This window comes from Qipengyuania gaetbuli, assembly GCF_020171365.1.
Classification (GTDB): domain Bacteria; phylum Pseudomonadota; class Alphaproteobacteria; order Sphingomonadales; family Sphingomonadaceae; genus Qipengyuania; species Qipengyuania gaetbuli_B.
Genome location: NZ_JAIUZO010000002.1, coordinates 1,999,043 through 2,025,484 on the forward strand (window position 1 = coordinate 1,999,043; position 26,442 = coordinate 2,025,484).

General features: G+C 64.0%; 19 protein-coding genes. 7 read left to right on the forward strand and 12 right to left on the reverse strand.

What is annotated here, in order from left to right; all coding sequences use genetic code 11:
- Window positions 1–3: 3 nt before the first annotated feature.
- The 7 genes from LCL94_RS10415 to LCL94_RS10445 all read right to left on the reverse strand — a co-directional run bounded on the left by LCL94_RS10415 (window position 4) and on the right by LCL94_RS10445 (window position 12,369).
- On the reverse strand, window positions 4–1,500 hold the full coding sequence (locus LCL94_RS10415) for a tryptophan halogenase family protein (protein ID WP_224832139.1): 1,497 nt from the start codon (window positions 1,498–1,500) through the stop codon (window positions 4–6).
- Window positions 1,500–3,536: a glycoside hydrolase family 97 protein gene (locus tag LCL94_RS10420; protein ID WP_224832140.1), complete on the reverse strand. Its 2,037-nt coding sequence runs from the start codon at window positions 3,534–3,536 to the stop codon at window positions 1,500–1,502. The genes LCL94_RS10415 and LCL94_RS10420 overlap by 1 nt, the downstream gene beginning before the upstream one ends.
- Window positions 3,533–5,155 carry an alpha-amylase family glycosyl hydrolase gene (locus LCL94_RS10425; RefSeq protein ID WP_224832141.1) on the reverse strand — a complete coding sequence of 541 codons (1,623 nt, stop codon included), beginning with the start codon at window positions 5,153–5,155 and terminating at the stop codon, window positions 3,533–3,535. The genes LCL94_RS10420 and LCL94_RS10425 overlap by 4 nt, the downstream gene beginning before the upstream one ends.
- Window positions 5,152–6,993, reverse strand: a complete 1,842-nt coding sequence (locus tag LCL94_RS10430; protein ID WP_224832142.1) for an alpha-amylase family glycosyl hydrolase — start codon at window positions 6,991–6,993, stop codon at window positions 5,152–5,154. Before LCL94_RS10430 ends, LCL94_RS10425 begins: the two co-directional genes overlap by 4 nt.
- A complete protein-coding gene (locus tag LCL94_RS10435) occupies window positions 6,990–8,507 on the reverse strand; it encodes a tryptophan halogenase family protein (protein WP_224832143.1) in 1,518 nt (505 codons plus the stop codon). The genes LCL94_RS10430 and LCL94_RS10435 overlap by 4 nt, the downstream gene beginning before the upstream one ends.
- Window positions 8,508–8,621: 114 nt before the next feature.
- Entirely contained in the window at window positions 8,622–11,429 is a 2,808-nt protein-coding gene (locus LCL94_RS10440; RefSeq protein ID WP_224832144.1) for a TonB-dependent receptor, read from the reverse strand.
- Window positions 11,430–11,619: 190 nt separating this feature from the next.
- The gene (locus LCL94_RS10445; RefSeq protein WP_318245579.1) at window positions 11,620–12,369 is read right to left on the reverse strand and encodes a DUF6445 family protein; all 750 of its coding nucleotides are present in this window, start codon (window positions 12,367–12,369) and stop codon (window positions 11,620–11,622) included.
- Window positions 12,370–12,429: 60 nt separating this feature from the next.
- On the opposite strand from LCL94_RS10445, the gene LCL94_RS10450 reads away from it, so the two are divergent.
- From LCL94_RS10450 to cysN, 5 genes are all read left to right on the forward strand, one after another.
- The gene (locus LCL94_RS10450; protein WP_224832146.1) at window positions 12,430–13,461 is read left to right on the forward strand and encodes a LacI family DNA-binding transcriptional regulator; all 1,032 of its coding nucleotides are present in this window, start codon (window positions 12,430–12,432) and stop codon (window positions 13,459–13,461) included.
- A 103-nt stretch (window positions 13,462–13,564) separates the two neighbouring features.
- Window positions 13,565–15,115 carry an MFS transporter gene (locus LCL94_RS10455; RefSeq protein WP_224832147.1) on the forward strand — a complete coding sequence of 517 codons (1,551 nt, stop codon included), beginning with the start codon at window positions 13,565–13,567 and terminating at the stop codon, window positions 15,113–15,115.
- On the forward strand, window positions 15,108–16,514 hold the full coding sequence (locus LCL94_RS10460) for an alpha-amylase family glycosyl hydrolase (protein WP_224832148.1): 1,407 nt from the start codon (window positions 15,108–15,110) through the stop codon (window positions 16,512–16,514). The genes LCL94_RS10455 and LCL94_RS10460 overlap by 8 nt, the downstream gene beginning before the upstream one ends.
- Window positions 16,515–16,656: 142 nt before the next feature.
- Window positions 16,657–17,565 carry a sulfate adenylyltransferase subunit CysD gene (gene cysD / locus LCL94_RS10465; protein WP_224832149.1) on the forward strand — a complete coding sequence of 303 codons (909 nt, stop codon included), beginning with the start codon at window positions 16,657–16,659 and terminating at the stop codon, window positions 17,563–17,565.
- Entirely contained in the window at window positions 17,565–19,472 is a 1,908-nt protein-coding gene (gene cysN, locus LCL94_RS10470; RefSeq protein WP_224832150.1) for a sulfate adenylyltransferase subunit CysN, read from the forward strand. The genes cysD and cysN overlap by 1 nt, the downstream gene beginning before the upstream one ends.
- A gap of 12 nt (window positions 19,473–19,484) precedes the next feature.
- On the opposite strand, the gene LCL94_RS10475 is transcribed toward cysN, so the two are convergent.
- Window positions 19,485–20,753 (reverse strand): acetyl-CoA C-acetyltransferase, encoded by a 1,269-nt coding sequence (locus tag LCL94_RS10475; RefSeq protein WP_222554389.1) that lies wholly within the window; start codon window positions 20,751–20,753, stop codon window positions 19,485–19,487.
- Between the two features lie 114 nt (window positions 20,754–20,867).
- On the opposite strand from LCL94_RS10475, the gene LCL94_RS10480 reads away from it, so the two are divergent.
- The gene (locus tag LCL94_RS10480) at window positions 20,868–21,629 is read left to right on the forward strand and encodes a crotonase/enoyl-CoA hydratase family protein (protein ID WP_224832151.1); all 762 of its coding nucleotides are present in this window, start codon (window positions 20,868–20,870) and stop codon (window positions 21,627–21,629) included.
- Between the two features lie 44 nt (window positions 21,630–21,673).
- Window positions 21,674–22,837 carry an acyl-CoA dehydrogenase family protein gene (locus tag LCL94_RS10485; protein WP_160606277.1) on the forward strand — a complete coding sequence of 388 codons (1,164 nt, stop codon included), beginning with the start codon at window positions 21,674–21,676 and terminating at the stop codon, window positions 22,835–22,837.
- Window positions 22,838–22,897: 60 nt separating this feature from the next.
- Here the strand turns inward: LCL94_RS10485 and LCL94_RS10490 are convergent, their stop codons facing one another.
- The 4 genes from LCL94_RS10490 to LCL94_RS10505 all read right to left on the reverse strand — a co-directional run bounded on the left by LCL94_RS10490 (window position 22,898) and on the right by LCL94_RS10505 (window position 26,425).
- Window positions 22,898–23,908, reverse strand: coding sequence for a fumarylacetoacetate hydrolase family protein (locus LCL94_RS10490; protein ID WP_224832152.1), 1,011 nt, complete (start codon window positions 23,906–23,908; stop codon window positions 22,898–22,900).
- 4 nt (window positions 23,909–23,912) lie between these two features.
- Window positions 23,913–24,554 (reverse strand): maleylacetoacetate isomerase, encoded by a 642-nt coding sequence (maiA, locus tag LCL94_RS10495; protein WP_224832702.1) that lies wholly within the window; start codon window positions 24,552–24,554, stop codon window positions 23,913–23,915.
- A 153-nt stretch (window positions 24,555–24,707) separates the two neighbouring features.
- Window positions 24,708–25,883, reverse strand: a complete 1,176-nt coding sequence (locus LCL94_RS10500) for an acyl-CoA dehydrogenase (RefSeq protein ID WP_222554678.1) — start codon at window positions 25,881–25,883, stop codon at window positions 24,708–24,710.
- 92 nt (window positions 25,884–25,975) lie between these two features.
- Window positions 25,976–26,425, reverse strand: a complete 450-nt coding sequence (locus LCL94_RS10505) for a lasso peptide biosynthesis B2 protein (RefSeq protein ID WP_224832153.1) — start codon at window positions 26,423–26,425, stop codon at window positions 25,976–25,978.
- Window positions 26,426–26,442: the final 17 nt, after the last annotated feature.

The window sequence follows — 26,442 nt, forward strand, 5'->3', positions numbered from 1 at the left end:
TCCTCAGACCGGCGAATAGTCGGGAAAATTGCGCGCGCAGGCGGCCAGCATCGCACGGGTCGCCTCCACATCCGCGACATCCAGCCCTTGGGGTGCGGCCTGCAATTTCTCGCGCGGCGGGAAGGTGCCATAGCCTGCGAACAGCGCATGCCAGCTCATCGCGGCATAGGCAGGTTCCTGCCCGTAAATCGCGGCATTGGCCTCGATGATGGGCTGGTGCGTGAACCACGCCGTCATCATCGACTTGAGATTGTCGGACAGCGCCTGGTTGGCGGCATTTTCCCGCCAGTAATCCGTGTCGCTGCGCTGGTTCACCCGGTAGTGGGCGACGATGTAGTCGCGGATCCCGTCGTAGCGGGCTGCGATACGCTGGTTGAACTCGTCGCGGTGCCGGTCGGTGAAACCGCCGCTTTCGTAGGCACTGGCAAAATCGAGCGCGGTGGCGATGACGATATGCAGCGCAGTCGCCTCGAGCGGTTCGATAAAGCCTTGCGACAGTCCGGCGGCAAGGCAGTTGCGCGTCCAGCTGTTCTCCAGCCGGCCGACCTTCATCTGCAGGAAGCGCGCCTGCGGATCGTCCGGTCCGAGGCCGAGCGCCGCGCGCAGTTCGGCTTCTGCCTCCTCGTCGGAAATGTGGCGGGAGGAATAGACATAGCCGTTCCCCACGCGCGTCGTCAGCGGGATAGACCAGCGCCATCCGGCCTTCATTGCCACGCTTTCGGTCTGCGGGATCACGGGGCCGGAATGCGGGGTGGGCAAGACGACCGCGCGGTCGTTGAACAGGTTCTCTGTGAAAGGGATGAACCGCTCGCCCAGTTTTTTCTGGGCGATCAGCGCGGCAAAGCCCGAACAATCGACGAAGAGATCGCCCTCCACGCGTTCCCCGCCTTCGCACAGGAGTGCAGCCACGTCGCCGCGCGCATCCAGCTCGACGTCCTCCACCTTTAGCGCCCGGTGTTCGACGCCGCGCGGCACGGCCCAGTCGCGCAGGAACGCGCCGAGCTTGTGGGCATCGAAATGGTAGCCATAGCTTTGCGGGAAGGGGAAGTTGGCGTCTGGCTGCGGCCCCTTGCACCCGGCAGCGAGCGTCGCGGCGAGGAACCAGTCGTCCGGGTGGGCCGGGACGTCCACCCCGCGGCGCCGCAGCGCGCAATTGTGGGTGAAGCCGGGCTCGGTGTGCAGGTCGACAGGGCCGGGGAAGGGATGGAAATAGCTCTCGCAGCCTTCCCGCTCGCTCCAGCCGGTGAAACGGATGCCGAGTTTGTAGGTTGCGTCGCAGGCAGCCATCCAGTCCGCCTCGGTGATGCCGAGATGGTCGAAGAAAGCCTTGAGCTGCGGGGTCGAGCCTTCGCCCACGCCGATGATGCCGATGGCGGGGCTTTCGACGACAGTGACGGTGCCCCCGCGGTCGCCCCATTCGCGGTGCAGCAGGCAGGCGGTGATCCAGCCTGCACTGCCGCCGCCCAGCACGACGACACGGGGCGGTTTGGCCGCGTCCATCACCCCAGCGGCACGAACTCGATCGCAAAGCCGCCCGCAGGGGCAAGGCGAAGGTCGAGCGTCTTGTCGGAGGTTACGGTCATGGTCTCGACCTCCATCGCATGGCGATCGGCCCCAAGTCCATCGGCCTTTGCCCCGTCGCGCCACACGGTCGCGCGGTAGCTCTTGCCCGGATCGAGGAAGCTGAGCGGCACCTTCGCCTGCCGTTCCTTCTCATCGGTCACCGCACCGACGTACCAGTTGAGCGTGTTGCGATCCCGCCGGGCGATAACCGCGAATTCGCCGACCTTGCCGTCGACCAGCATGCTTTCGGCCCAGTCGGCCGGCACTCGCTTCACGAAGTCCAGCGCCTGCGGGTATTTCGCGATGTTTTCCGGCAGGTCGGCGACCATCTGGATGGGCGAATAGATCGCCACGTAGAAGGCCAGCTGGCGGGCAAGCGTGCTGGGAATGTCTGCCGCTTCGGCCCCGCGTCCTTCGAGCGAGAAGACGCCCGGCGTATAGTCCATCGGCCCTGCCAGCAGGCGGGTGAAGATCATCTCGGGTACGTGCCCGGCATCGTTCTTGGGCACGCCCCAGGCATCGTATTCCGCACCGCGCGCGCCTTCCCGGCTGACCCAGTTGGGATAGGTGCGGCGCAGGCCCGTGTCCTTGATCGGCTCGTGCGGATTGACGGCGATCTTGTGCTCGGCAGCTTCCTTCACGACCTTGAGGTGGTGGCGCGACATTTCCTGCCCGTCGTGCCAGACCAGGATCTCGCCTTCGCCGTTTTCATCTGCGGGGGCGATCACGCTGCCCGCATCGGCGACATATCCGGTTTTGACCGCATCGATGCCGAGCCGCTCGTAGAACGCCATCGCGTCGGCCAGCTGCTCTTCGTAGACCTTGATGTTGCCGCCGGTTTCATGGTGGCCGATGATGCGCACGCCCTTTTCGCGGGCATAGGCGGCTACCGCCTCGATATCGAAATCGGGATAGGCGGTGGTGAAATCGAAATCGCGGCCATTGCCGAACCAGTTGCCGTCCCAGCCCAGGTTCCAGCCTTCGATCAGCACGCCGCGAAAACCGTGTTCGGCGGCGAAATCGATGTGCTTCTTGGCATTCTCGGTGGTCGCGCCATGCTTGGCGCCGCTCGCCCAGCTGGTGTTGTCGAGATGCATTTCCCACCAGATGCCGATGTACTTGTGGGGCGTGAACCAGCTCACGTCGCCAAGCTTGTTCGGCTCGTTGAGGTTGAGGATGAGATTGCTCTCGAACAAGCCCTTTGGCCCGCTGGCGATCTGGATCGTGCGCCACGGCGTGGCGAAGGCGCCTTCGCGGATGACCTTGGGACCGCGGGGCGAAGGCGAGAGCAGGGCGCGCAGGCGCGTGCCGTCCATGCGCTTCAGCCACATGCCCGAATAATCGACCAGCGCCGCCTCGTGGAAGGACAGGTGCAGGCCATTGTCCAGGACCATTGTCACGGGCGTATGGACCGTCGACAGCGCGCTGACGGGCGTCTTCTGGTAGAGGTATTCGTAGCGGTTCCAGTCGCCCGCCGGGATCGACCAGGCAGTGCCGTCGCCCGCGATGTTGAATTCGGTCAGTTCGTCGGCGATCCGGTAGACCGGCTGCGACGCGCTTTCGGGAAATTCGACGCGAAAGCCCATGCCGTCGTCGAACACGCGCATCCGCACCGTGATTTCGCGGGCGGACGTATCGCGCTGGCGGAAGGTGACGGCGAGCTCGTTATGGAAGTCCTGCACCCACTGGCGTTCGCCCCAGGGCTGTTCCCAGCTGCTCTGGTGCGCTTCCTCGCGGAAGGAGACGACTTCGAAATTGCGGCGCATGGGATCGGCGTCGGTGAAATTGAAGCCGAGGTTCGACTTGGTGATCACCGGCACGCCGTCGCGCGTGACCTCGTAGTAGGGAATGCCTTCGCCGTCCGCGTCCAGCGATACCTTGATCCGGCCGTCGGGCGAGGTGACGGTTTCCGCCTGTGCCGCACTGATGGGAAGAAGCGATGCGCCCAGCAGCAGGGCAATGTGGCGGATCATGCGGCAGTCTCCAGGATGATGGCGGAGTAGGGGGGAAGGGCGGTCGCGCTGGCGCCGCCGATGGCGATCAGCGGCTGCCCGTCGCAATCCTCGCAGGCGATCGTGCCCGCGCCGAGGTTGAACCGGCAGCGCAGGCGCTGGCCGCCGGCCTCGCGGACCAGTTCGAGCAGGTCGCCGTCATGTTTGCAGGCGACAACGGGGCCGTGGTGCAGTGCCGGATTAGCCTTGCGCAGGGCAATCGCCTGGCGGGTAAATTCGAGTAGCGAGCCCGCCGCACCGTCCTGGGCGGATACAGCCTTGCCGAGGTTCTCGTCGCCCACCGGCAGCCAGGGCTGGCTGCTGCCGAAGCCTGCATCCGCGCTGCCATCCCATGGCATGGGGGTTCGTGCACCGTCACGGCTGAGGGTGAGCGGCCAGTTGGCGATGGCTTCGGGATCGTGCAGCTGGTCGAACGGAATATCGACCTGCGTGAGGCCCAGCTCCTCGCCGTAATAGAGGATGGCATTGCCGCGCAGGCTTATCAGCAGGAGCACCTTGAGCCGGGCAAAACCGTCGCGGTCCTGCGGAGCGCACCAGCGGCTGAGGGCACGCGGCGCGTCGTGGTTTTCGAATGCCCAGCTCGGCCAGCCGATACCGTCTTCGTCGGGCCACTCGGCCAGCGCGGAGCAGACCAGCGTCGGCGTCAGCTTCTCGGCATAGAGGAAGTTGAACCCGTAGGCGGAATTGAGATGGCTCTCGCCTTCCGTAAAGGCCTTCATCTCGCGTTCTGCATCGTCCCCGCCGACTTCGGCGACGGTGAACACGCCGTCATATTCGTCGGTCAGGGCGCGAATACGCTCGATGAAAGCGGGAATGTCGGGGTGCGACTGGTTGTAGGTCTTGAGCTGGAAGTCGAACGGGCGCGTGCGCTGCCGGTCGGTGGCCGGCGCCGGCGGATTGTCGCGCAATTGCGGGTCGTGCATCGCGAAATTGAGCGCGTCGATGCGGAAACCGTCGACCCCTCGTTCCAGCCAGAAGCGCATGACGTCCAGCACCGCCTGCTGCACCTGCGGATTGTGCAGGTTCATCTGCGGCTGGCTGTTGAGGAAATTGTGCAGGTAATACTGGCCGCGGCGCGCGTCCCAAGTCCACGCCGGTCCGCCGAACACCGACTGCCAGTTGGAAGGCGGCGAGCCGTCCGGCTTGGCATCGGCCCAGACATACCAGTCGGCCTTTGCATTATCGCGGCTGGAACGGCTTTCGGCGAACCAGTCGTGCTCGTCCGAAGTGTGCGAATAGACCTGGTCGATCAGCACCTTGAGGCCCAGTTCGTGCGCGCGGGCGACCAGCGCGTCGAAATCGGTCAGCGAGCCGAAGATCGGGTCGACGTCGCAATAGTCGGACACATCGTATCCGAAATCCTTCATCGGCGACTTGAAGAAGGGCGAAATCCAGATCGCATCGACACCCAGGCCGGCAATGTGCGGCAGCTTCTCGGTAATGCCGGGAAGGTCGCCGATACCGTCCCCGTTCGAATCCCGGAAACTGCGCGGATAGATCTGGTAGATCACCGCACCCTTCCACCAGGGCAGGTCGGTAGCGTCGGTGTGAACGTTCACAATCGGACTTGCGCGGTTCATTTCGAGGTCTCCGAAACGCGGCACACGGCCCAGCCGAAGGCGGGAAGGGTAAAGGCGGCGCTGCCCGGCGCGGTTACTGCCGCCGGACAGGATCCTGCAAGCGTATCGAGGCGGCGGGCATCGTAGCCGAGCATCACATTGGCGCTGCGCGGGGCGCCGGTGGTATTGAACACGGCGAGGTATTCCGTACCCTCGTCGGGATCGAACCTGCTGACGGCGAAAATGCCCGGCTCCTGCTCGTAATGGCGCACTTCCTGGCGGCCGCGGGTGAGGGCGGAGTGCGCGCGCCGGATGGCGGAGAATTCCGCGATCAGTCGGAACAGCGGATGGTTCTCGTCGAAATTGCTGTCCGCAGTGGTCGCGTCCGTGCCGATCAGGTCATTGTCGTTGTAGACCGCGGTGCGCGAAGGGAACATGTCTTCGCGGGCAAGCTGGTCGTTGCCGTCGCCAACGAACCCCTGCTCGTCACCGTAATAGATCACCGGGCTGCCGCGCAGGCTCAGCATCATCGCGTGGCCAAGCATGACGCGCTTCAGCAACTCGTCCTGCGAGATTTCGGGCTTGTCCCATTTGATGAGCGTCGAGAACCGTCCCATGTCGTGGTTGCCGAGGAATGTGGGCAGTTTGCCCGCGGTATCCTCGCCGCCTTCATACAGTACGTCGCCGTCGAACATATGCGCCAGGACGACCGTACCCTTGTCCCGCCCGAGCAGTTCGCGCATCGCTGCCTGGAAGGCGAAATCGAGCACGGCGGGCAGTTTGTCGCGGCGGGTATACTCGGCGATGTAGCCGTTTTCCGGGATGTCCTTGTAGACCTCGCCGAACATGTGGAAGTTCGGGATGCCGTTTTCTTTCGCCACGGCTTCGAGAGCGGGCACGAATTCCTGCCAGAAACCGGGATCGACATGACGCGCGGTGTCGATGCGGAAGCCGTCGACGCCGGTGTCGCGCACCCAGTCGCCAAAAATCTCGATCATGCCGGCCCGCACCCGCGGATGCTCGGTGAACAGGTCGTCGAGGCCCGAGAAGTCGCCGAAGCGGCTGTCTTCGCCGGTGAACGAGCTGTTGCCGCGGTTGTGGTAGTAGATCGGATCGTTGAGCCAGGCGGGGACCTTCACGTCCTTTTCCGCCTCGGGCACGACCGGGATGTAGGCGTAGTTCGGATCGGTCAGCTTGGCAAAATTCGCCTCGCTGCTGTCGCTATCGCCCATGAAGCCTTCGTTGATCCGCGCACCATCGGGGCCGCCGCGCGTCGAATAGGGATAGTCGCCCTTGCTGCGGTATTCGAAATTGGTCGCGTCGCCATCGGCATAGGTGATGACGTCGGCCGTATGGTTGGTGATGATGTCCATATAGACCTTCATCCCGCGCGCATGGGCGGCACCGACGAAGGCCTTGAACTCCTCCCGCGTGCCGAAATGGCCGTCGGGACGGGTGAAATCGGTGACCCAGTAACCGTGGTATCCCGCGCTTTCGTCACCGGGAGGGCCCTGCACCGGCTTGTTCTGGAAGATCGGCGCGAACCAGATGGCGGTGACGCCCAGCTTTTCCAGATAGTCGAGCCGGTCGGTCAGGCCCTTGAGGTCGCCCCCGTGGAAGAAGCCCTTGGCCGTGGGGTCGTAACCGGTCTGCAGGCGGTTGCCTGTGAAATCACCAAGGTCGTTCGTCGGATCGCCGTTCTCGAACCGGTCGGGCAGGACGAAATAGACGATTTCCTCGCTCGGCAGGCGGTCCCTGAAATTCACTTCCGGCCCGGTCGAAACGGCAGCAGGCGGGGTCTGCGCCGTCGCACAGGCCGCGAGGCCCAGGGCCAGGAGGGGAAGGGACTTGCGGATCATGCGGGGGCTTCCTGCTGGGGAGGGGCATTGATGAATCGTTGCACGAAATCGAGATGCCGCGGCATCTGCTTCACCTCTTCGATAAGGGCGAATTCGGTGCCGTCGAGGAGCTGGCGCAGTTCCTCTTCTGCAAGCGTGTCGGCGATCGGGTTGTAGCCCCGCGCTTCCACGCCCTGTCCGACGAGCACCTGGAACCAGCCCACTTCGGTGAACAGTTCCTCGTGCTCGCGATGAATGAAACCGGAGGCCCGCCAGTTTTCCAGCTTGGCCTCCAGCGTGTCCGGCAATTCCATGTGCCGGACTGCGTCCCAGAAGGGCTCTCCCTCACGTTCGTTGGCCGTGTAGTGAAGGACGAGGAAATCGCGGATGCGGGTCCATTCGAAATCGGCCTGGTCGTTGAACCAGTCGACAATGGCCGGATCGGGCCGGCCGGCGGGAAGAACCGACAGGAACCTGCTTATCGCGCTCTGGATGAGGTGGATGCTGGTCGATTCCAGCGGCTCCATGAAACCTGCCGCCAGACCGAGAGCGAGGCAATTGCCCTGCCAGTGGCGTCGGCGCTTGCCAGTCGTGAAGCGGATGGGGCGCGGATCTCCCAGCGGCTCGCCATCGAGGTGGGAAAGCAGGGTTTCGGCAGCCTCGTCGTCCGACAGGTGCGCCGAGGAATAGACCATGCCGTTGCCGATGCGGTGCTGCAGCGGGATGCGCCACTGCCAGCCCGCTTTCCGCGCACTGGAGCGGGTGTAGGGCGTGAAATCGCCGCCATTGGCGCAAGGGACGGCCATTGCGCGGTCGCAGGGCAGATAATGCGTCCAGTCCTCGAACCCTGCGCCCAGCGCCTGTTCGATCAACAGGCCGCGAAAACCGGTGCAGTCGATGAAGAAATCGCCCTCGACGCGTTCGCCGCCGTCGAGCGCGAGGGCAGCGATTGTGCCCGTGTCGCCGTGCTGTTCGACCTGCGCGATCATGCCTTCCTTGCGCACGACCCCGCGGGCTTCCGAGAAGCGCCGGAGATAGGCGGCATAGAGGCCCGCGTCGAAATGGTAGGCATAGGGCATTTCGGGCGATTGCGGTGTGCGGCGCCCGCGCTGCATTCGCATGGTGCGCGCAGCCAGTTCGTTGAGCGAATAACGGATCAGCGGCTTGGCAATGCCGAGCTTTGCGGCACGCAGCCAGTAATGCTGGAAGGGCAGCAGTCCGACGCCGCGGCCGATATTGCCGAAAGCGTGCATGTAGCTTTCGCCCTGGCGCCGCCAATCGTCGAATTCGATGCCGAGCTTGAAGCTGCCCTTGGTTTCACGAACGAACTCCGCCTCGTCGAGGCCGAGCGCGCCGTTGAACAGATGGATCTGCGGGATCGTTGCCTCGCCTACGCCGACCGTGCCGATGGCATCGCTTTCGACGAGCGTGATCGAGGTCCCGGGCGGGGCGAAACGGGCAAGGGCCGCCGCTGCCATCCAGCCGGCGGTTCCGCCCCCGGCTATCACGTATCTGGTAATGGTGTCCTGGGTCATGGCTCTGGGCTCCCGTCACGCCGGATGCGCGGGCCATAGCATGGCTGCGCATCCGGCGTATCGGGGACGGGGCGGTCCGGAGGAGATGTGAACCGCCCCGCCGTCGATAGCCGATCAGAACTTGTAGGAAACGCCGACCAGGTAGGTCCGGCCGTATTCCTCATAGTCGACCACGAACTCGCGATTGCCGTCCGTGTAGTTGATGAACGGCTCGTTCGTGAGGTTCAGCGCCTGCAGGGTGAAGGCAAGACCGTCGAGCGACGTGCCCTCCTGGAAGCGATAGCCGATCTGCGCATCGAAGATCGATTCCGCATAGGTCTGGCGGAACGAACGGCTGGCCGAGATGCCGATGAATTCGGCAAGGAAGCCGGTACGATAGCGGTGGCTGACACGCGCTTCGAAGCCGCTGTTTTCATAGTAGACGGTCGAGTTGACCACCCACTTCGACAGGCCGGGCGTGTCGACGTTGAACGTGTCGCCATTGGACAGGGTCACGTCGAGCTTGCTGTCGGTGTAGGACGCGCTCGACTGGACGCCGAAGCCCGGGAGGAAACCGGTCATGTCGCCCAGCGGGAGGGCGATGCTGCCTTCCACGCCGAAGATGTAGCCTTCCGCGCCGTTGTCCGGACCACCCACGAGGCCCTGCGTCTGGTTGCCGGTGGCAGCGAATGCAAGCTGCTGGGCCGGCGTCAGGGTCGGGACGAGGTAGGAGAAGTCACGCAGAACCGGAGCGTTCGGGTTCACGAAGTCGTCCAGCCACTTGTAGTAGGTTGCAAGCGCCAGGTAGCCTTCGCCGCCGAAGTACCATTCGAACGAGGCGTCGATGCCGTCTGCGACATAGGGACGCAGCTGCGGATTGCCGCCGCCACCGCTGAAGATCGAGTTGAAACCGCTCGACGGGGGCTGGTTGGCGATGCTGGCGTTATACGAAGCGTTCAGCTGGTCCATGCGCGGACGGGCCAGCGTGCGGGCCGCACCCAGGCGCAGCTTCATGTCCGGCGAGATTTCGAAGTTGAACGTCGCGCTCGGCAGAACGTGGGCATATTCGTCGCCGCCGGCCACGGGGATCAGCGCTGCGCCGATACCGCCGTTCGACTGGAAGCCGTCCGAGCTCTGGTCGGTAAAGACCAGCTGCACGCCGATGTTGCCTTCGACCGGGATCGCGCCGAGCGAACCTTCGAGGTCGGCACGAAGCCAGCCGTTCCAAACCTTCTCGTTGACGGACCAGTCGCCCGGGAACGGCAGGCTGGAGCTCTGCACGTCGGTCAGGACATAGGTGCCGTTGTTGAGCAGCACGAAGGGATCGTAGGCGACCTGCGGACCGAAGCCGAGGAAGTCGAGGCTGGCGATCGGGGTCAGCAGCGCATCGCTCGGGATCGGCAGGCGGGTCACTGCGCCGTTGGCGGCATAGACCGAGGGGCCGCCGGCAAGGCTCAGGAAGTTCTGCACGATGTCACGCGACTTGGTGCGATCGTCGAAGGCGATACCGGCAACCAAATTCTTGACCCAGCCGCTGTCGACCTTGCCGATGACTTCTGCACGGGCCGACCACAGTTCGTCGTCCGTCGAGGTGTCGTTGATGAAGCCGGCCTGCACGATGCCGCCGGCACCCCAACCACGCGGGTCGGTCAGCTGGATGAGGCTGGTGTCCGAATAGTCGATCGTGTTGGTGAAGTTGAACGGGAAGCCGCTCGACGGACGGGTGTAGGTCACCGTGTCCGACGGACCGGAAGCATTGGCCGCGTAGGTCAGGCCCGAATAGCTTTCGATCTGCTGCAGGCGGCGGTCCGAGCTCGAGTAGGAGACGTCGAAGTTGAGGATGACGTCGTCGTTCTCGTACTTGGTGTTCCAGCCGGCAGCGAAGGTTTCGGTGTCCTTGCGGTCGTAGTCGTTGCGGACCACGGGCTGGACGCCGGTGAAGGTCACGCTGTTCGGGAAATCGCCGCCGCTATTGTCGGTGATCGTCGCACCCGAACCCCAGCCGGGGTTGAGCGGGAATTCGATGCCGCGCTGCGGGATACGCTCGCGATAGTCGGCATAGAAGATGTCGATCGTGGTGTTCCACTCGAGGCTCGGTTCCCATTCGAGGGTGCCGAACACGCCCAGGCGATCGAGGTCGACCGACTTGGCGAACGGCTTCATGCCGCCAAGGACCCTGTAGCCGGCATCGTTGGGATAGCCCCAGGCGTTGAACTTCTTCACCTGGCTCGGGCTCGACTGATAGGCAGCGCCGACCGCGAGGCCGAGCGTGTCGTCGGCGAACTGGTCGACATAGGTGCCGGTGGCGCGATAGCCCCAGCCCTTCACGTCGGGGTTGAGCGAGCCGTCTTCGTTGAACTCGAGGCGACCCGAGAGCGAAACGATACGCTCACCCTTGGCGAGCGGGCGGATGGTGCGAAGGTCGACTGTACCGGCAAGGCCCTGGCCGATGAGACCGGCGTAAGGCACCTTGTAGATGACACCTTGGTCGATGAGTTCGGCCGGATACTGGTCGTATTCGACGGCGCGGTTGTCGCCCGAGGAAACGAGCTGGCGGCCGTTCAGCAGCGAGGTCGAATAGTCGGGGCCAAGGCCGCGGATCGAGAGGCTCTGTGCACGGCCGTCGATACGCTGGACGGCGAGGCCGGGCAGGCGGCCCAGCGTTTCCGCGATCGAGACGTCGGGCAGCTTGCCGATGTCTTCCGAGCTGAATGCTTCGGCGATAACCGGCGCGTCGCGCTTCAGGTTGATCGCGGTTTCGAGCGCCTGGCGGTAGCCTTCGACGACGATGATGTTGTCTTCGCCCGGCTGTTCCTGCGAGGCGGTTTCATCGCCCGGCTCAACCGAGGCTTCCTGCGCCATTGCGGGCGTTGCGAATGCGGCCAGTGCGATAGTGACGGCGCCGGCGCTGATGCCCCCGACGAGCTTGGAACGAAATGCCATAATCGTGCTCTCCCTGATGGCCGGCCCCGGCTTTTCTTATGGACCGACTCGAAACCCCACAGGCGGCGAAAGCCCGCCCGTATTGGTGCTTGAATACGGGTCAGCAGGCGGGCTCAGGAAGACAGCATACGTATACGCAACCGGTTCGCAGGGGGGCGAGTCGCGGAAATGTCACACAGCTGGAAGCCGGTCAGTCGAGGAACAGATTGAGCGTCAGTCGGCCCGTTTTCGGGTCGGGGTCGGGCACGAAATCTGCCCCCAAATCAGCGCAGTGGAGCGTGTTTCCGCGATAGATGACCATCGAGTTGAACGTGTCGGAGACGCGGTGGATCTGTTCGAAAATCGCGGTGTCGCCGGAGATGTAAGCCGGGCCCGGAAGCCCGTGTTCGGCAGTCGCGGCCTCCAGCTGCGATCGGTAGGTGTCGAACCGCTCGCCATCCACGCTTTCGAAACCGGTTGCCCGCTGGCGGTAGAAGGCCGTCCCGCCGCGATCGGCCTTGTCGAGGTATAGCAGCACGGCCAGCCGCTCGCGCTCGGTACCGTCGAAATGCGGCAGGCGCTGGATGGGGGCGAGCTCCGCTGGCGCATGGGTTACGACCGAAAGGTAACATTCGCGAAAGCGGGGCAGCCGCGGCAGGGAGAAGACCTCGACCAAGCGTTCCAGCAGCGGCGCGACCATCGGCATGCCGATCTTTTCGGACACGGCCGCGCGAATGCCGGGGTAGAATGCCCCGTGAGTCCCGAACCGGTGCCGGGCAGCGATCTCGATTACCCCATCAGGATCGGTCAGCACATCGGCCACGGTCACGACCGGCTGCGTTTCTGCGCCGAATGTCTCCATCGAGACTGCGGCTCGGGGCGAAAGGGCGAGGGGGCTTTCCATCTTCACCACGTCCAATACCGCGTTTTTATTCGCTTTGAAGGGCCTGCCGCTTTGCATGATCGCTTTGTCGCGCTTATGGTCCGGCCGTGGACCGGTTTTCCGGTCCGGAGGAGAGAGATGGGACGCAAGCCGACTGGTCGCCCGACCAGTTTCGACATTGCCTATGCTGCCGGAGTATCGCAGCCGACCGTAAGCCGCGCCCTGCGCGGCGACCGTTCCGTGAGCGCGCAGACGCGGGAGAAAATCCGCCAGATCGCCCAGGATCTCAATTACACGGTCGACAAGAACGCATCCTCGCTCCGCTCGCAGCGCTCCAACACGATTGCCTTGCTCTTCTTCGAGGATCCGACGCCCGACGAGAGCATGATCAACCCGTTCTTCCTCGCGATGCTGGGTTCGATCACGCGGGCCTGCGCGGATCGCGGGCTGGACCTGCTCATCTCGTTCCAGCGCATGGAAGACGACTGGCACGTGAAGTACCAGGACAGCCACCGTGCCGACGGGCTAATCCTGCTCGGCTATGGCGACTACACGCTCTACACGCCCAAGCTGCAGAAGCTGGTTGACCAGGGCACGCATTATGCGCGCTGGGGTTCGGTCAGCCACGATGCCAGCGGCGCCACCGTGGGGACCGACAATGTCGATGCCGGCAGGAAGGTGGCCGCCCATTTCCTCAAGACCGGACGGCGGGACGTGGTCTTCCTCGGCGAGGCGGGGGACACCAGCCCGGAATTCGCCGGCCGCTACGAAGGGCTGCGCTCCGCTCTGGAAGAGGCAGGCCTTGCCGCGCCGCCCTGCTTCGCTGCGATCACCACGGAAGAGGCGGGTTATGCCGCGGCCCGGACCCTGCTTGCCAGCGGCCGGGCCTGCGATGCCATTTTTGCCGCCAGCGACCTCATCGCGATCGGCGCCATGCGCGCGCTTGCCGAAGCGGGCAAGCGGGTGCCGGCGGACATTGCCGTGGTCGGCTTCGACGACATCCCTGCCGCCAGCCTCACCACCCCGCCGCTCACCACCGTGATGCAGGACATCAAGGGGGCCGGGGAAGCGCTTGTCGACGCGTTGCTGGCACAGATCGAAGGGCGCGAAATTCCGCCGCACAAGCTGCCCGGCAAGCTCGTCACGAGGGGCAGCACCGCGCCCGTCTGAGGCGCTACGTATTCGTATACGTGTTTGCGCAAAGGCCCGCTTCGTGCGAGCCACCTTCCGGATAGACCGGGCATGACGACCCGGCCGGGAGAGGACTGTTCGCATGGCGACCAAGGGCGCGGCCGAAACCGCACAGCTAGAAACACGCAAGCCGCAGGTCGGCTGGGGCCAGCTGGCCAACATCAGCTTCGGCTTCTTCGGCATCCAGATCGGCTTCGTGCTGCAGAATTCCAACATGAGCCGCATCTTCCAGACGGTGGGCGCCTCGCTTGACGACTTGCCCGCGCTCTGGGTGGCTGCACCGCTCACCGGTCTGATCGTCCAGCCGATTATCGGACACCTGTCGGACAAGACCTGGAACCGGTTCGGCCGCCGCCGACCCTATTTCATGACCGGTGCGCTGCTGGCAGCGATCTCGCTCCTGCTCATGCCGCTGGCGCCTGCATTCGGCGCGCCGCTGCTGTTTGCTGCTGCGCTGCTGTGGGTGCTCGATGCCAGCCTCAATATTTCTATGGAGCCGTTTCGGGCTTTCGTCGGCGACATGCTCGACAAGTCGCAGCACGCAACCGGCTACGCGGTCCAGACCGCCTTTATCGGCGCTGGCGCGGTGGTCGCCGCAATCTTCCCGTGGCTGCTCGAGCAATTCGGGGTGAGCAACGTGGCCCCGGCAGGCGAGATTCCCGACACGGTCAAATGGAGCTTCTGGGCAGGTGCTGCAGCATTGTTCGTCGCCATCGGCTGGACGGTCGTGACCACCAAGGAATACAGCCCCGAGGAAATGGCCGCCTTCGAGACCGAGCGCGAGGCCGAAGCTGGCCAGAGCGTGCGGGCATTGGCGGCCAAGAACTATACTTCTGCCGCCGTCTGGATGGCTCTGGGCCTCGCAGTCGCTCTCAGCGTGAGCCCGCTCGGGCTGGAGAAGGAAATCCTCCTGCTCGGCGCGTTGCTAGCTGGCTACGGCCTGCTCAGCATGATCGCCATCTCGATGGCGAAGAAGGGCCAGCACGCCAACATGCTGTCGAGCATCGTGGGCGATTTCAGCGGGATGCCCGACACAATGAAGCGGCTGGCCGTGGTCCAGTTCTTCAGCTGGTCGTCGCTCTTCATCATGTGGATCTATTCCGGCCCGATCGTTTCGCAATATTTCTACGGAAGCGCCGACCCGACCACCGCCGCCTACAACGAGGGCGCGAACTGGTGGAACCTGATCTACACCGTCCAGAACGGTGTCGCGGCTGTCGCTGCGCTCGCCCTGCTTCCGGTCCTTTCGAGGAAAATCGGCAAGGCGCGCACGCACATGACTTGCCTCCTGCTCGGCGCACTCGGGTTCCTTGGCTATTTCGTGCTGCGCGATCCGAACCTGCTGATCATCTGCGAAATCCTGAAAGGCATCGCCTGGGCCTCGATCCTCGCCATGCCTTATGCGATCCTCGCGAGTAGCCTGCCGCAGTCGAAGCTCGGCATCTACATGGGCCTGTTCAACATTTTCATCGTGGTCCCCCAATTGCTGGTGGCGACGGTCATGGGCAGCGTAATGAACGCGTTTTTCCCGGCCGATCCCATCTGGACCATGCTGTTTGCCGCCGCGAGCTGGGCGCTCGCCGGCTTTGCAATGCTCCGCGTCAGCGTTCCGGGAGAGACTGCACATGCGTAAGTTCGTAATCGGGACCGCCGCCGCCGCCGCGCTGGCCGGAGGCGCCTATGCCATGTCCTCGCCTGCCGAAGAGCCTGCGGCCTCGCCTTGGGAACCGCGCGACGTGGTCACGCTCGAGAACCCGGAATGGGCGCGCGACGCGGTGCTCTACCAGATCAACACCCGCCAGTTCACTGAAGAGGGCACTTTCCGCGCCGCGCAGGAGGAACTGCCGCGCCTGAAGGAGCTGGGCGTCGACGTGCTGTGGCTCATGCCGATCCACCCGATCGGCAAGGAAAACCGCAAGGGTACACTCGGCAGCCCCTATTCGGTGCAGGACTATTACGGTGTGAACCCCGAATTCGGCACCAAGGAGGACCTCAAGGCCTTCGTCGATGCCGCGCACGCGCAAGGCTTCAAGGTCATCCTCGACCTCGTCGCCAACCACACCGCGTGGGACAATGCGCTGCGCACCGAACATCCTGATTGGTACGAGAAGAGCTGGGACGGCGATTTCCGCCCCACGCCATGGTGGGACTGGTCGGATATCGTCGATCTCGACTGGACCAAGCCCGGCGTGCGCGAACACGTCGGCGGGGCGATGGAATACTGGGTGCGCGAATTCGGCATCGACGGCTACCGCGCCGATGTGGCCGGATACGTCCCGCTCGATTTCTGGGAAACCATGCGACCGCGCCTCGAGGCAATCCGGCCGGTGTTCATGCTTGGCGAGGTGCAGCAGACCGCGTGGCACCACAAGGCCTTCGACGCGACCTATGGCTGGGACTGGCACGTCACTTCGAAGAACGTGGCGCAGGGCAAGGGCAATGCGACCAGCTTCTATGGCTATTACGCCGAGAACGAGAGCCTGTGGCCGCGCCAGGCCATGCGCATGACCTATATCGAGAACCACGACAGCAACGCCTGGGAAGGCACGATGGCCGAAAACTACGGCCCCGCGCTGAATGCCATGACGGCCCTGTCCTTCACCGGCGAAGGGCTCGCCATGGTCCACAACGGAATGGAGGCCTGCAATGCCAAGCGGCTCGAATTCTTCGAGAAAGACGCGATCGACTGGAGCCAGGGCGAGGGCTGCGACTATGCGGCGCTGGTCAAGGAACTGATCGCCTTCCGCAAGGCGAACTCCGCGCTCGAAAACGGCAAATGGGGTGCGCGCATGCACCAGGTCGTCACCGACAGGCCGCAGGAAGTGCTGGCATGGGCGCGCCAGGAAGATGGCAACAAGGTCGTCGGCCTGTTCAACTTCTCGGGCTCGGAAGTGACCGCAAAGCTGGCCGACGGGCTGGCCGCCGGCACCTATGACGAGTTCCGCGGTAAGGACAAGGTGACGCTGAAAGCAGGCGACAGCGTGACGCTGCCGGCATGGGGCTTCCGCCTGCTTTCGACCAAGGGCGAATAGGGCCGCACCGGGCGCCCGCCGTTTCCGGCTTGAAAACAATCCTATCCCGCAGGCGACCAAATGGCGCTTGCGGGATAGGAGGCTTCTGGCCATCTCACAGGCTCGCCGATAGAGATTACGCAGACCCCGGGCCCGACCGTCGATGACCCTTACCCATCTCCAGCGCCTCGAAGCCGAGAGCATCCACATCATGCGCGAAGTGGTGGCGGAAGCGGACAAGCCGGTGATGCTCTATTCGATCGGCAAGGACAGCGCGGTCATGCTGCACCTGGCGAAGAAGGCATTCTATCCTTCGCCGCCGCCGTTCCCGCTGCTCCATGTCGATACGACGTGGAAGTTCCGCGACATGTACGATCTGCGCGAAAAGAGCGCGCGCGATGCCGGCATGGAACTGCTCGTCCACCGCAATCCGGAAGCCGAGGAACGGGGCATCAACCCCTTTGACCATGGCCCGCTCCACACCGACATGTGGAAGACGCAAGGGCTGAAGCAGGCACTCGACAAATACGGTTTCGATGCCGCTTTCGGCGGCGCGCGCCGCGACGAGGAAAAGAGCCGCGCGAAAGAGCGTATCTTCTCCTTCCGCACTGCCAGCCACGGCTGGGACCCGAAGAACCAGCGGCCCGAACTCTGGAACCTCTACAATGCCAGGAAGGCCAAGGGCGAGAGCATCCGCGTCTTCCCCTTGTCGAACTGGACCGAGCTCGACATCTGGCAATACATCCATCTGGAAAACATCGAGATCGTGCCGCTCTATTTCTCTGCCCGCCGGCCGACCTTCGAATACGAGGGCGGGCTGTTCATGGCGGACGATATCGAACGGCTGGAAAAGGTCATGGGCCGCCGGCCCGAGATCACCGAACGCTCGATCCGCTTCCGCACGCTCGGCTGTTTCCCGCTGACCGGCGCGGTCGAGAGCGAGGCGGCGACGCTGCCCGAAATCATCCAGGAAATGCTGCTGACCACTACGTCGGAACGGCAGGGCCGCGTCATCGACAAGGATGGCGGCGATGCCTCGATGGAGAAGAAGAAGCAGGAGGGCTATTTCTGATGTCACCGCCCACCTACCAGACCGACGCGCTGATCGCGGAGGACATCGACGCCTATCTCGACAAGCACCAGCACAAATCGATGCTGCGCTTTATCACTTGCGGCAGCGTCGATGACGGCAAGTCCACGCTGATCGGTCGCCTGCTCTACGACAGCCGCATGATTTTCGAAGACCAACTCGCTGCGCTGGAAAGCGACAGCAAGCGGGTGGGAACGCAGGGGCAGGAGATCGACTTCGCCCTTCTGGTCGACGGTCTCGCCGCCGAACGCGAGCAGGGCATCACCATCGACGTCGCCTACCGCTTCTTCACGACCGAGAGCCGCAAGTTCATCGTCGCGGACTGCCCGGGCCACGAACAATATACGCGCAACATGGTGACCGGCGCCTCGACTGCCGACCTCGCCGTCATCCTGATCGACGCGCGCAAGGGCGTGCTGACGCAGACGCGACGGCACAGCTTCCTGTGCCACCAGCTCGGCATCCGCCATCTCGTGCTGGCGGTGAACAAGATGGACCTGATCGGTTACGATCGTGCCGCCTATGACGCGATCGTGGCCGACTATGCGGATTTCGCGCAGAGCATCGGTATCGAAGGTTTTTCGGCGATCCCGATCTCGGGCCTTGCGGGCGACAATATCACCGCGCGCTCGGGCAATACCGGCTGGTACGATGGCCCCACGCTGATCGAGCACCTGGAAGCGGTCGAGGTGCGCAGCGACGCCAACCTCGCGCGCCCGTTCCGCATGCCGGTGCAATTGGTGAACCGCCCGAACCTCGATTTCCGCGGCTTCTCCGGCCTGATTGCCTCGGGCAGCGTGAAGCCGGGCGACGAAGTGCGCTCGCTCCCCTCTGGCAAGACCAGCCGCGTGAAGGCGGTCGTGACGATGGACGGAGATCTTCCCGAAGCAGGCGCGGGCCAGTCGGTCACGCTCACGCTGGAGGACGAGATCGATTGTTCGCGCGGCGATGTGCTGGCAGCAGCCGACAATCCGCCGCAGGTTGCCGACCAGTTCGAAAGCACCATCGTGTGGATGGACGAGGAACCGCTGGTCGTCGGGCGCGGCTACTGGCTCAAGCTCGGCACCCAGACTGTCAGCGTGACGGTGGCCGAGCCCAAGTTCGAGATCGACGTCAATTCAATGGACCGCCTCGCGGCCAAGACGCTCCACCTCAACCAGATCGGCGTCGCGGAAATCACCACCGACCGCCGCGTCGTGTTCGAGCCTTACGAGCAGAACCGCACGCTGGGCGGCTATATCCTCGTCGACAAGCTGACCAACCGCACGGTCGGGGCGGGGATGATGCACTTCGCCCTGCGCCGCGCGCAGAACGTGCACTGGCAGGCGACCGATATCACGCGTGACGATCACGCCGCGATGAAGAACCAGAAGCCCCGCGTGCTGTGGTTCACCGGCCTGTCCGGCTCCGGCAAGTCGACCATCGCCAACGAGGTCGAAAAGAAGCTGGCTATGATGAACCGCCACACCTTCCTGCTGGACGGCGATAATATCCGGCACGGTCTCAACAAGGATCTCGGCTTTACCGAGAGCGACCGCATCGAGAACATCCGCCGCATCGGCGAAGTCGCCAAGCTGATGACCGATGCAGGACTTATCGTGCTGACCGCCTTCATCAGCCCGTTCCGCGCCGACCGCCAGCTGGTCCGCGACATGATGGGCGAGGGCGAGTTTATAGAGATCCACGTCGATACCCCGCTCGAAGTGGCGGAGGCACGCGACGTGAAGGGCCTCTACAAGAAGGCGCGCGAAGGCAAGCTGAAGAACTTCACCGGCATCGACAGCCCCTACGAAGTCCCGGAAAACCCGGAAATCCGCGTGAACACGGTGGAAATGACCCCGGAAGAGGCTGCCGACTACGTGATCTCTAAGATCCTGCCTCTCAAATAGTGGCGGGCCGGATCAGTCGACGAAATCGTCGACTCGCTCGATGATGATTGCCGGGGCCATGCCGCCTGCCGCGCACATGGTGACAAGGCCGTAGCGCTTGTCTTGGCGCTCAAGCTCGTCGACCATGGTGCCGATCAGGATGGAACCGGTCGCCCCGATCGGGTGGCCGAGAGCGATCGAGCCGCCGTTGACGTTGACCTTGTCCCAATCGAGATCAAGGTCGCGCACGAACTTGGCCGCAACCACGGCAAAGGCCTCGTTGATTTCGTAGAGGTCGATGTCGTCCTTGGTCAGGCCGGCCTTCTCCAGCACTTTCTTGGCGGCCGGGACCGGAGCGTTCAGCATCAGCGTGGGGTCATCGCCCATATTGGCAGTCGCCACGATGCGGGCACGCGGCTTGAGGCCGTGCTTCTGCGCATAATCCTTGCTGGTCACCAGCACGGCGGCGGCACCATCGACCACGCCCGAGCTGTTGCCCGCGTGGTGGAAGTGCTTGATCTCGAGGTCGGGATACTTGGCGTTGACCAGCCCGGCGAAGGTCGTGCCGTTCTTGTCGAGCGGGACATTGGCGATCTTGGCGAAAGCCGGCTCCAGCTGGCCGAGGCCTTCCATGGTGGTTTCGGGGCGCGGATATTCCTCCCGGTCGAGCACGACGTTGCCGTCGTCGTCGACCACGGGCACGACCGACTTTGCAAACCGGTTCTCCGCGATCGCCTGCGCAGCGCGCTGCTGGCTGCGATAGCCGACCTCGTCCAGTTCCTCGCGGGTGAAGCCTTCCATCGTGGCGATGGCATCGCCGCACACGCCCTGGTGGCTCTGCGGGTGGGTGCGCATCAGGCGCTCGTTATAGCTGCCCATCATCGGCGGACGCAGGCCGGCGGCCATCTTTTCCTTCGACATCTGGGCGGTAAGGCTCATCATTTCCGTGCCGCCTGCGACGACGCAGTCTTCCATGCCGCTCATCACCTGTGCCGCAGCGAGGGCAACCGAAGTGATACCGCCGCCGCAGAAGCGGTCGAGCGTGGTGCCGGAGGAGGTGATGTCGTAGCCTGCGTCGAGCGCGGCCATGCGGCCCATGTCGCCCGCCTGCATGCCGTCCTGCGTGCTGACCGACCAGATCACGTCGTCGACGGTCTTGGTGTCGAGGTGGTTGCGGTCCTTGATCGCCTTCAGGCAGGTCGCGGCGAGGTGCTGCGGATGCATTGCGGCCAGCGCGCCCTTGCCCTGCTTGCCGATCCCGCGCGGGGTGCGGACGGCGTCGATGATATAGGCTTCGGACATGGCTTGATCCTCTCTCGTCTTGTCGAATCTTGCGGCTTTTGCCGGTTGACGTTTGCGTAAACCTCAAGCAGCAAGGGCGCAAGAACAGTTTCAGTTTGCAATGGAGAGAGCGAGATGTCCGAGGAAGTGCTGACCGAGGTCGACAACGGCGTCCTGATTGTCACGATCAACCGTCCCGAAGCCAAGAACGCCATGAACAAGGCCGCTGCCGAGGGCATCGCGGCGGCAATGGACCGTCTCGATGCGGACGACGACCTGCGCGTCGGCATCCTGACCGGCGCTGGCGGCACCTTCTGTTCGGGCATGGACCTCAAGGGATTCCTGCGCGGCGAATCGCCCAGCATCGAAGGTCGCGGATTCGGCGGCGTGGTGCAGGCCCCGCCGAAGAAGCCGCTGATTGCGGCCGTCGAAGGCTATGCGCTGGCCGGCGGGCTCGAACTGATGATCGCCTGCGATCTCGTGGTGGCGAACAAGGATGCCAAGTTCGGTATCCCCGAAGCGAAGCGCGGACTTGTTGCTGCGGCCGGCGGCGTGATGATGCTGCCCGACCAGATCCCCGAACGCGTTGCCATGGAACTGGCGCTGACCGGCGATTTCATCGGTGCGGACCGCGCCTATGAACTCGGCCTCATCAACCGCGTGGTCGATGGCTCGGCGCTGATCGGTGCGCGCGAACTGGCCGACCGGATCGTTGCCAATGGCCCGCTTGCGGTGCGCGTCTCCAAGCAGATCATCAAGGAATCGCGCGGCTGGCCGATGGACGAACGCTACAATCGCCAGGCCCAACTGATCGCGCCGGTCTTCGTTTCCGAAGACGCCCGCGAAGGCGCAGCTGCCTTCGCCGAGAAGCGCAAGCCGAACTGGAAGGGCAAGTAAGACCCTAAGAAGCGATAGAAAGTCACGAGAGAGGAACCCCCGGAATGCCCGTCATCGACGTACCCCAGCCCGCTTTCATGGACGACGAGGAAATCTCGATCTTCGCCGATGCCGTGGGCAAGTTCTACCAGCAGCATGCCCCTGAAAAGCGCGTGCTCAAATGGCGCGAGGAAGGCCAGGTCGAACGCGATTTCTGGCGCGAGGCGGGCGAGGCGGGCCTACTCGGCGTGTCGGTGCCGGAGGAATATGGCGGCCATGGCGGCGACTTCCGTCATGACATGGTGGTGATCGACCAGCAGGCCAAGCACGGCGTCGAAGGCTTTGCCGCCAGCCTGCACAACACTGTGATCCTGCCGTATCTCGTGCGCCACGGCACCGAAGAGCAGAAGAAGAAGTACCTGCCCAAGCTGGTCACTGGCGAACTCGTCAGCGCCATCGCCATGACCGAGCCGGGCGTGGGGTCCGACCTCCAGAGCGTCACCACGACAGCGCTGAAGGACGGCAATGGCTACCGCATCAACGGGGCCAAGACCTATATTTCCAACGGGCAGACGGCCGATTTCATCATCGTCGTCGCCAAGACCGACCCGAACGAGCGCGCCAAGGGCATTTCGCTCATGCTGCTCGAGACGGAAGGGGCCGAAGGCTTCCAGCGCGGCAAGAAGCTCGACAAGATCGGGCTGGACGCGGCCGATACCTCCGAACTGTTCTTCGACGATGTCTTCGTCCCGGCGGAAAACGTTCTCGGCGGTGTGGAAGGCAAGGGCTTCTATCAGCTGATGGGCGAACTGCCGCAGGAACGCCTGATCATCGCCATGGGCGCGATGACCGGCATCGAAAAGGCGCTCGAGACCACGATGGAATTCGTCAAGTCGCGCAAGGCTTTCGGCCAGACCATCTGGGATTTCCAGAACACGCAGTTCGTGATGGCCGACCTGAAGGCGCGCGCGACTGCGGCACGGATTTTCGTCAACGATTGCATCGAAAAGCACCTCAAGCGCGAACTCAGTGTCGATACGGCCTGCATGGCCAAGTACTGGGTCACCGAATTGCAGGGTGAAGTGGTCGACAAGTGCCTCCAGTTCCATGGCGGTGCAGGCTTCATCAACGACTACCCGATCGCGCGCATGTATCGTGACAGCCGCATCACCCGCATCTTCGGCGGGTCCAACGAAGTCATGAAAATGGTGATTGCGCGCTCGATGTAGTGTTCTGACTCGATCCTCGGGGCTAGTGATCTGGTCCCAGGGAATTCGGGGAGGGGCTACTCAGGCCTCCACCACCTTCTGTTCGATCGCGCCGAAGATGGAGTGACCTTCGCCGTCGCGCATTTCGACGCGCACCGTGTCGCCCGGCTTCATGAAAGGGGTCTTCGGCTCGCCGTCCGCGATGGTCTCGATCATGCGGATTTCCGCGATGCAGCTGTAGCCGAGACCGCCTTCGGCGACCGGCTTGCCCGGATCGCCATCGGGGCCCTGGTTCGAGACGGTGCCCGAACCGATGATGCTGCCTGCACAAAGGTTCCGGGTCTTGGCGGCATGGGCCACCAGGTCGGCGAGGCTGAAGGTCGCATCGACGCCCGCATTGGCACGGCCGAAAGGCTGGCCGTTGTAATCGACCATCAGCGGCAGGTGGATGACATTGCCCTGCCACGCATCGCCCAGCTCGTCGGGCGTGACGGCGACCGGCGAGAAGGCGCTGGCAGGCTTGGACTGGAAGAAGCCGAAGCCCTTGGCCAGTTCGCCCGGGATCAGGCCGCGCAGGGACACGTCGTTGACCAGCATGACCAGCTTGATGTGCCCTGCTGCCTGTTCGGAAGTGACGCCCATCGGCACGTCGTCGGTGATGACGGCGACTTCGCCCTCCATGTCGCAGCCCCACTTGGTGTCGCCCAGCGGGATGTCGTCGCGCGGGGCGAGGAAGCTGTCGCTGCCGCCCTGGTACATCAGCGGGTCGTGGTAGAAGCTCTCCGGCACTTCCGCGCCGCGTGCCTTGCGGACCAGTTCGACGTGGTTGATGTAGGCCGAGCCGTCGGCCCACTGGTAGGCACGCGGCAGCGGCGAATGCGCCTCGCGCTCGTGGAAGCGTGCGCACGGCACGACCTGGTGTTCGACATCGATGTAGAGCGCTTCTAGCCTGGGCGCGATCTCGTCCCAATTGTCGAGCGCGGCCTGCAGCGTCGGAGCGATGTTGTCGGCGGCGCAGTAGCGGGTGAGGTCCTTGGAGACGACCACCAGCTTGCCGTCGCGGGTTCCGTCCTTGATTGTGGCGAGCTTCATGGGGCTATTTCCTCTCAGGATTGTCTATCTGGTTGTCCGGATGGGCCCGCTGGAAGGCGGGCAGGGCAAGGCAGGCCTGCTCGACCCGGGTGATGTGGGGCATGGCGCCGAAGTCGAAGGCGAAGCGCTGCGCATTGTAGACCTGCGGCAGCAGGCAGACCTCGAAGAAGCCGGGTTTGTCGAACAGGAAGTCGCCCGTTCCCAGCTGCGCAAGCCGCGCTTCGAGCGGTTCGAGCGTGCGGGCAAGCCAGTGGCGGTACCACACGCCGATCTCGTCCTGCGACTTGCCGTATTCATTGGCGAGGTACTTGAGCACCGGCAGGTTCAGCGGCGCGTGCAGTTCGGTGGCGATGGCGTAGGCCAGTTCGCGCGCGGTGTAGCGGTCTTCGACATCCGCCGGCAGCAGTGGGTTTTCGGGATAGGCTTCGTCCAGCCATTCGAGCTGCGCCATCGACTGCGCACGGTCGCGCCCGTCGGCTTCGAGCAACGGCACCGAGCCGAACGGGTTGCGGCTGGTGAAGGCTTGGCCCTTCTGTTCCGAAGTCAGCAGGTTCACCGGCACGTATTCGTAATCCAGCCCCTTCAGTTCCAGCGCGATGCGCAGGCGGTAGCTGGTCGACGAGCGGTAGTAGCCATGCAGCTTCATCATGCGGCCTCTCCTACAGCTTGGAACAGATGGAACACGGTCCAGGCGGAAAAAGCGCCGGGCGTACCAGAGCCTGCTTTTGCGCGGGTTGCTGCGGTTCTCGGCTCTCTCATGAGACCCTGATGCCACCACGCGCAAAAGTAGGAAAGGGCATCAGAACGCGGCAATCCCGGTGATGGCCCGGCCGAGGATCAGCGCATGGACGTCATGCGTGCCCTCGTAGGTGTTGACCGTTTCCAGGTTCACCATGTGACGGATCACCTGGTATTCCTCGGAAATGCCGTTGCCGCCGTGCATGTCGCGGGCCTTGCGCGCGATATCGAGCGCCTTGCCGACATTGTTGCGCTTCACGATCGAGATCATGTCGGGCGAGAACCTGCCTTCGTCCATCAGGCGCCCGACGCGCAAGGATCCCTGCAGGCCGAGCGAGATTTCGGTCATCATGTCGGCAAGCTTCAGCTGGTAGAGCTGCTTCGATGCCAGCGGCACGCCGAACTGGTGACGGTCGAGGCCGTACTGGCGCGCGGCGTGCATGCAGAATTCGGCTGCACCCAGCGCGCCCCAGCTGATGCCGTAGCGTGCGCGGTTGAGGCACCCGAAAGGACCCTTGAGGCCCTGCACTTCGGGCAGCAGCGCATCCGCACCCACCTTGACCTCGTCCATGACGATCATGCCGGTGGTCGAGGCGCGCAGCGACAGCTTGCCCTTGATCTTGGGAGCGGAAAGCCCCTCCATTCCCTTTTCGAGGATAAAGCCGCGGATGCCGCCGCCATGCGCCTCGCTCTTCGCCCAGACGACGAAGACGTCGGCGAAGGGGGCGTTGGAAATCCAGGTCTTGGAGCCGGAGATCTTGTAGCCGTCGCCATCCTTCTTCGCGACGGTCTTCATGCCTGCCGGGTCGGAGCCCGCGTCGGGTTCGGTCAGGCCGAAGCAGCCGATCAGTTCGCCGCTGGCGAGGCCGGGGAGGTATTTGCGCTTCTGTTCTTCCGAACCATAGGCGTGGATCGGGTACATCACGAGGCTGGACTGGACCGAGGCCATCGAGCGGTAGCCGCTGTCCACGCGCTCGATCTCGCGCGCGATGAGGCCGTAGGCGACGTAGCTGGCGCCTGCGCCGCCGTATTCCTCGGGCACGGTCGCACCCAAGAGGCCGGCCTGGCCCATCAGCGGGAAGAGTTCGGGCGCGTCCATTTCCTCGCGATAGGCGTCGGTCACGCGCGGCTGCAGCTCGCCCTGTGCAAAGGCATTGGCTGCATCGCGGATCATCCGCTCTTCCTCGGTCAGCTGGTCGTCGAGGTTGAACGGGTCTTCCCAGTCGAAGGGCACCATCCCGCTGTTAGGGCCGGCCATATAGTCTCCTTTGTTACGGGTCGGGCACTGGCACCAAGCGCGGCGCGGTGCAAGGCCGGACAAGCGCCCTTTCAGGCCACTTCCGCATCGCCTGTAGAAAAGAGGGCATATTCGCCCTCGTCGCATAGTCCCGTGACCCATTCCTCGCCCACTTTCAGCCAGGCGTGGAACCGGGGGTGGTCGCCCGGTGCGCGCTGGGTGCCGATGTAGAGGTCGGAGGCGATCCCGCGCCGCTCCAGCATCCAGCGGGCTGCCAGCGCCTGCGGCAGGCAATTGGGAGCGCCGGGCACGTTGCGCAGCGCGCGCATCACGGCAAGGCGCATGCGCCTGACCGTGCCGAGATCGACGGCCCCGCTTCCGCCTTGCGGCGCAGCGCAGCCGATCGAGCCGAAGCGCGATCGCCAGCGGCGCGGCGGCACCATCGCGACCAGCAGCCTTGCGTAGAGCAGCAATCCCATCGCCTCGAAAGTGGCGATCCGGTCGGCGCCGTCTAGGGCCAGGAAGGACTGGAGCTTCGACATGAAGCGCCCAGCATATC

Excerpts from the sequence above, each read along its gene's own strand:
- LCL94_RS10415 (WP_224832139.1), bottom strand. The coding sequence starts at position 1,500 with ATGGACGCGGCCAAACCGCCCCGTGTCGTCGTGCTGGGCGGCGGCAGT.
- LCL94_RS10420 (WP_224832140.1), bottom strand. The coding sequence starts at position 3,536 with ATGATCCGCCACATTGCCCTGCTGCTGGGCGCATCGCTTCTTCCCATC.
- LCL94_RS10425 (WP_224832141.1), bottom strand. The coding sequence starts at position 5,155 with ATGAACCGCGCAAGTCCGATTGTGAACGTTCACACCGACGCTACCGAC.
- LCL94_RS10430 (WP_224832142.1), bottom strand. The coding sequence starts at position 6,993 with ATGATCCGCAAGTCCCTTCCCCTCCTGGCCCTGGGCCTCGCGGCCTGT.
- LCL94_RS10435 (WP_224832143.1), bottom strand. The coding sequence starts at position 8,507 with ATGACCCAGGACACCATTACCAGATACGTGATAGCCGGGGGCGGAACC.
- LCL94_RS10440 (WP_224832144.1), bottom strand. The coding sequence starts at position 11,429 with ATGGCATTTCGTTCCAAGCTCGTCGGGGGCATCAGCGCCGGCGCCGTC.
- LCL94_RS10445 (WP_318245579.1), bottom strand. The coding sequence starts at position 12,369 with ATGCAAAGCGGCAGGCCCTTCAAAGCGAATAAAAACGCGGTATTGGAC.
- LCL94_RS10450 (WP_224832146.1), top strand. The coding sequence starts at position 12,430 with ATGGGACGCAAGCCGACTGGTCGCCCGACCAGTTTCGACATTGCCTAT.
- LCL94_RS10455 (WP_224832147.1), top strand. The coding sequence starts at position 13,565 with ATGGCGACCAAGGGCGCGGCCGAAACCGCACAGCTAGAAACACGCAAG.
- LCL94_RS10460 (WP_224832148.1), top strand. The coding sequence starts at position 15,108 with ATGCGTAAGTTCGTAATCGGGACCGCCGCCGCCGCCGCGCTGGCCGGA.
- cysD (WP_224832149.1), top strand. The coding sequence starts at position 16,657 with ATGACCCTTACCCATCTCCAGCGCCTCGAAGCCGAGAGCATCCACATC.
- cysN (WP_224832150.1), top strand. The coding sequence starts at position 17,565 with ATGTCACCGCCCACCTACCAGACCGACGCGCTGATCGCGGAGGACATC.
- LCL94_RS10475 (WP_222554389.1), bottom strand. The coding sequence starts at position 20,753 with ATGTCCGAAGCCTATATCATCGACGCCGTCCGCACCCCGCGCGGGATC.
- LCL94_RS10480 (WP_224832151.1), top strand. The coding sequence starts at position 20,868 with ATGTCCGAGGAAGTGCTGACCGAGGTCGACAACGGCGTCCTGATTGTC.
- LCL94_RS10485 (WP_160606277.1), top strand. The coding sequence starts at position 21,674 with ATGCCCGTCATCGACGTACCCCAGCCCGCTTTCATGGACGACGAGGAA.
- LCL94_RS10490 (WP_224832152.1), bottom strand. The coding sequence starts at position 23,908 with ATGAAGCTCGCCACAATCAAGGACGGAACCCGCGACGGCAAGCTGGTG.
- maiA (WP_224832702.1), bottom strand. The coding sequence starts at position 24,554 with ATGAAGCTGCATGGCTACTACCGCTCGTCGACCAGCTACCGCCTGCGC.
- LCL94_RS10500 (WP_222554678.1), bottom strand. The coding sequence starts at position 25,883 with ATGGTGCCCTTCGACTGGGAAGACCCGTTCAACCTCGACGACCAGCTG.
- LCL94_RS10505 (WP_224832153.1), bottom strand. The coding sequence starts at position 26,425 with ATGTCGAAGCTCCAGTCCTTCCTGGCCCTAGACGGCGCCGACCGGATC.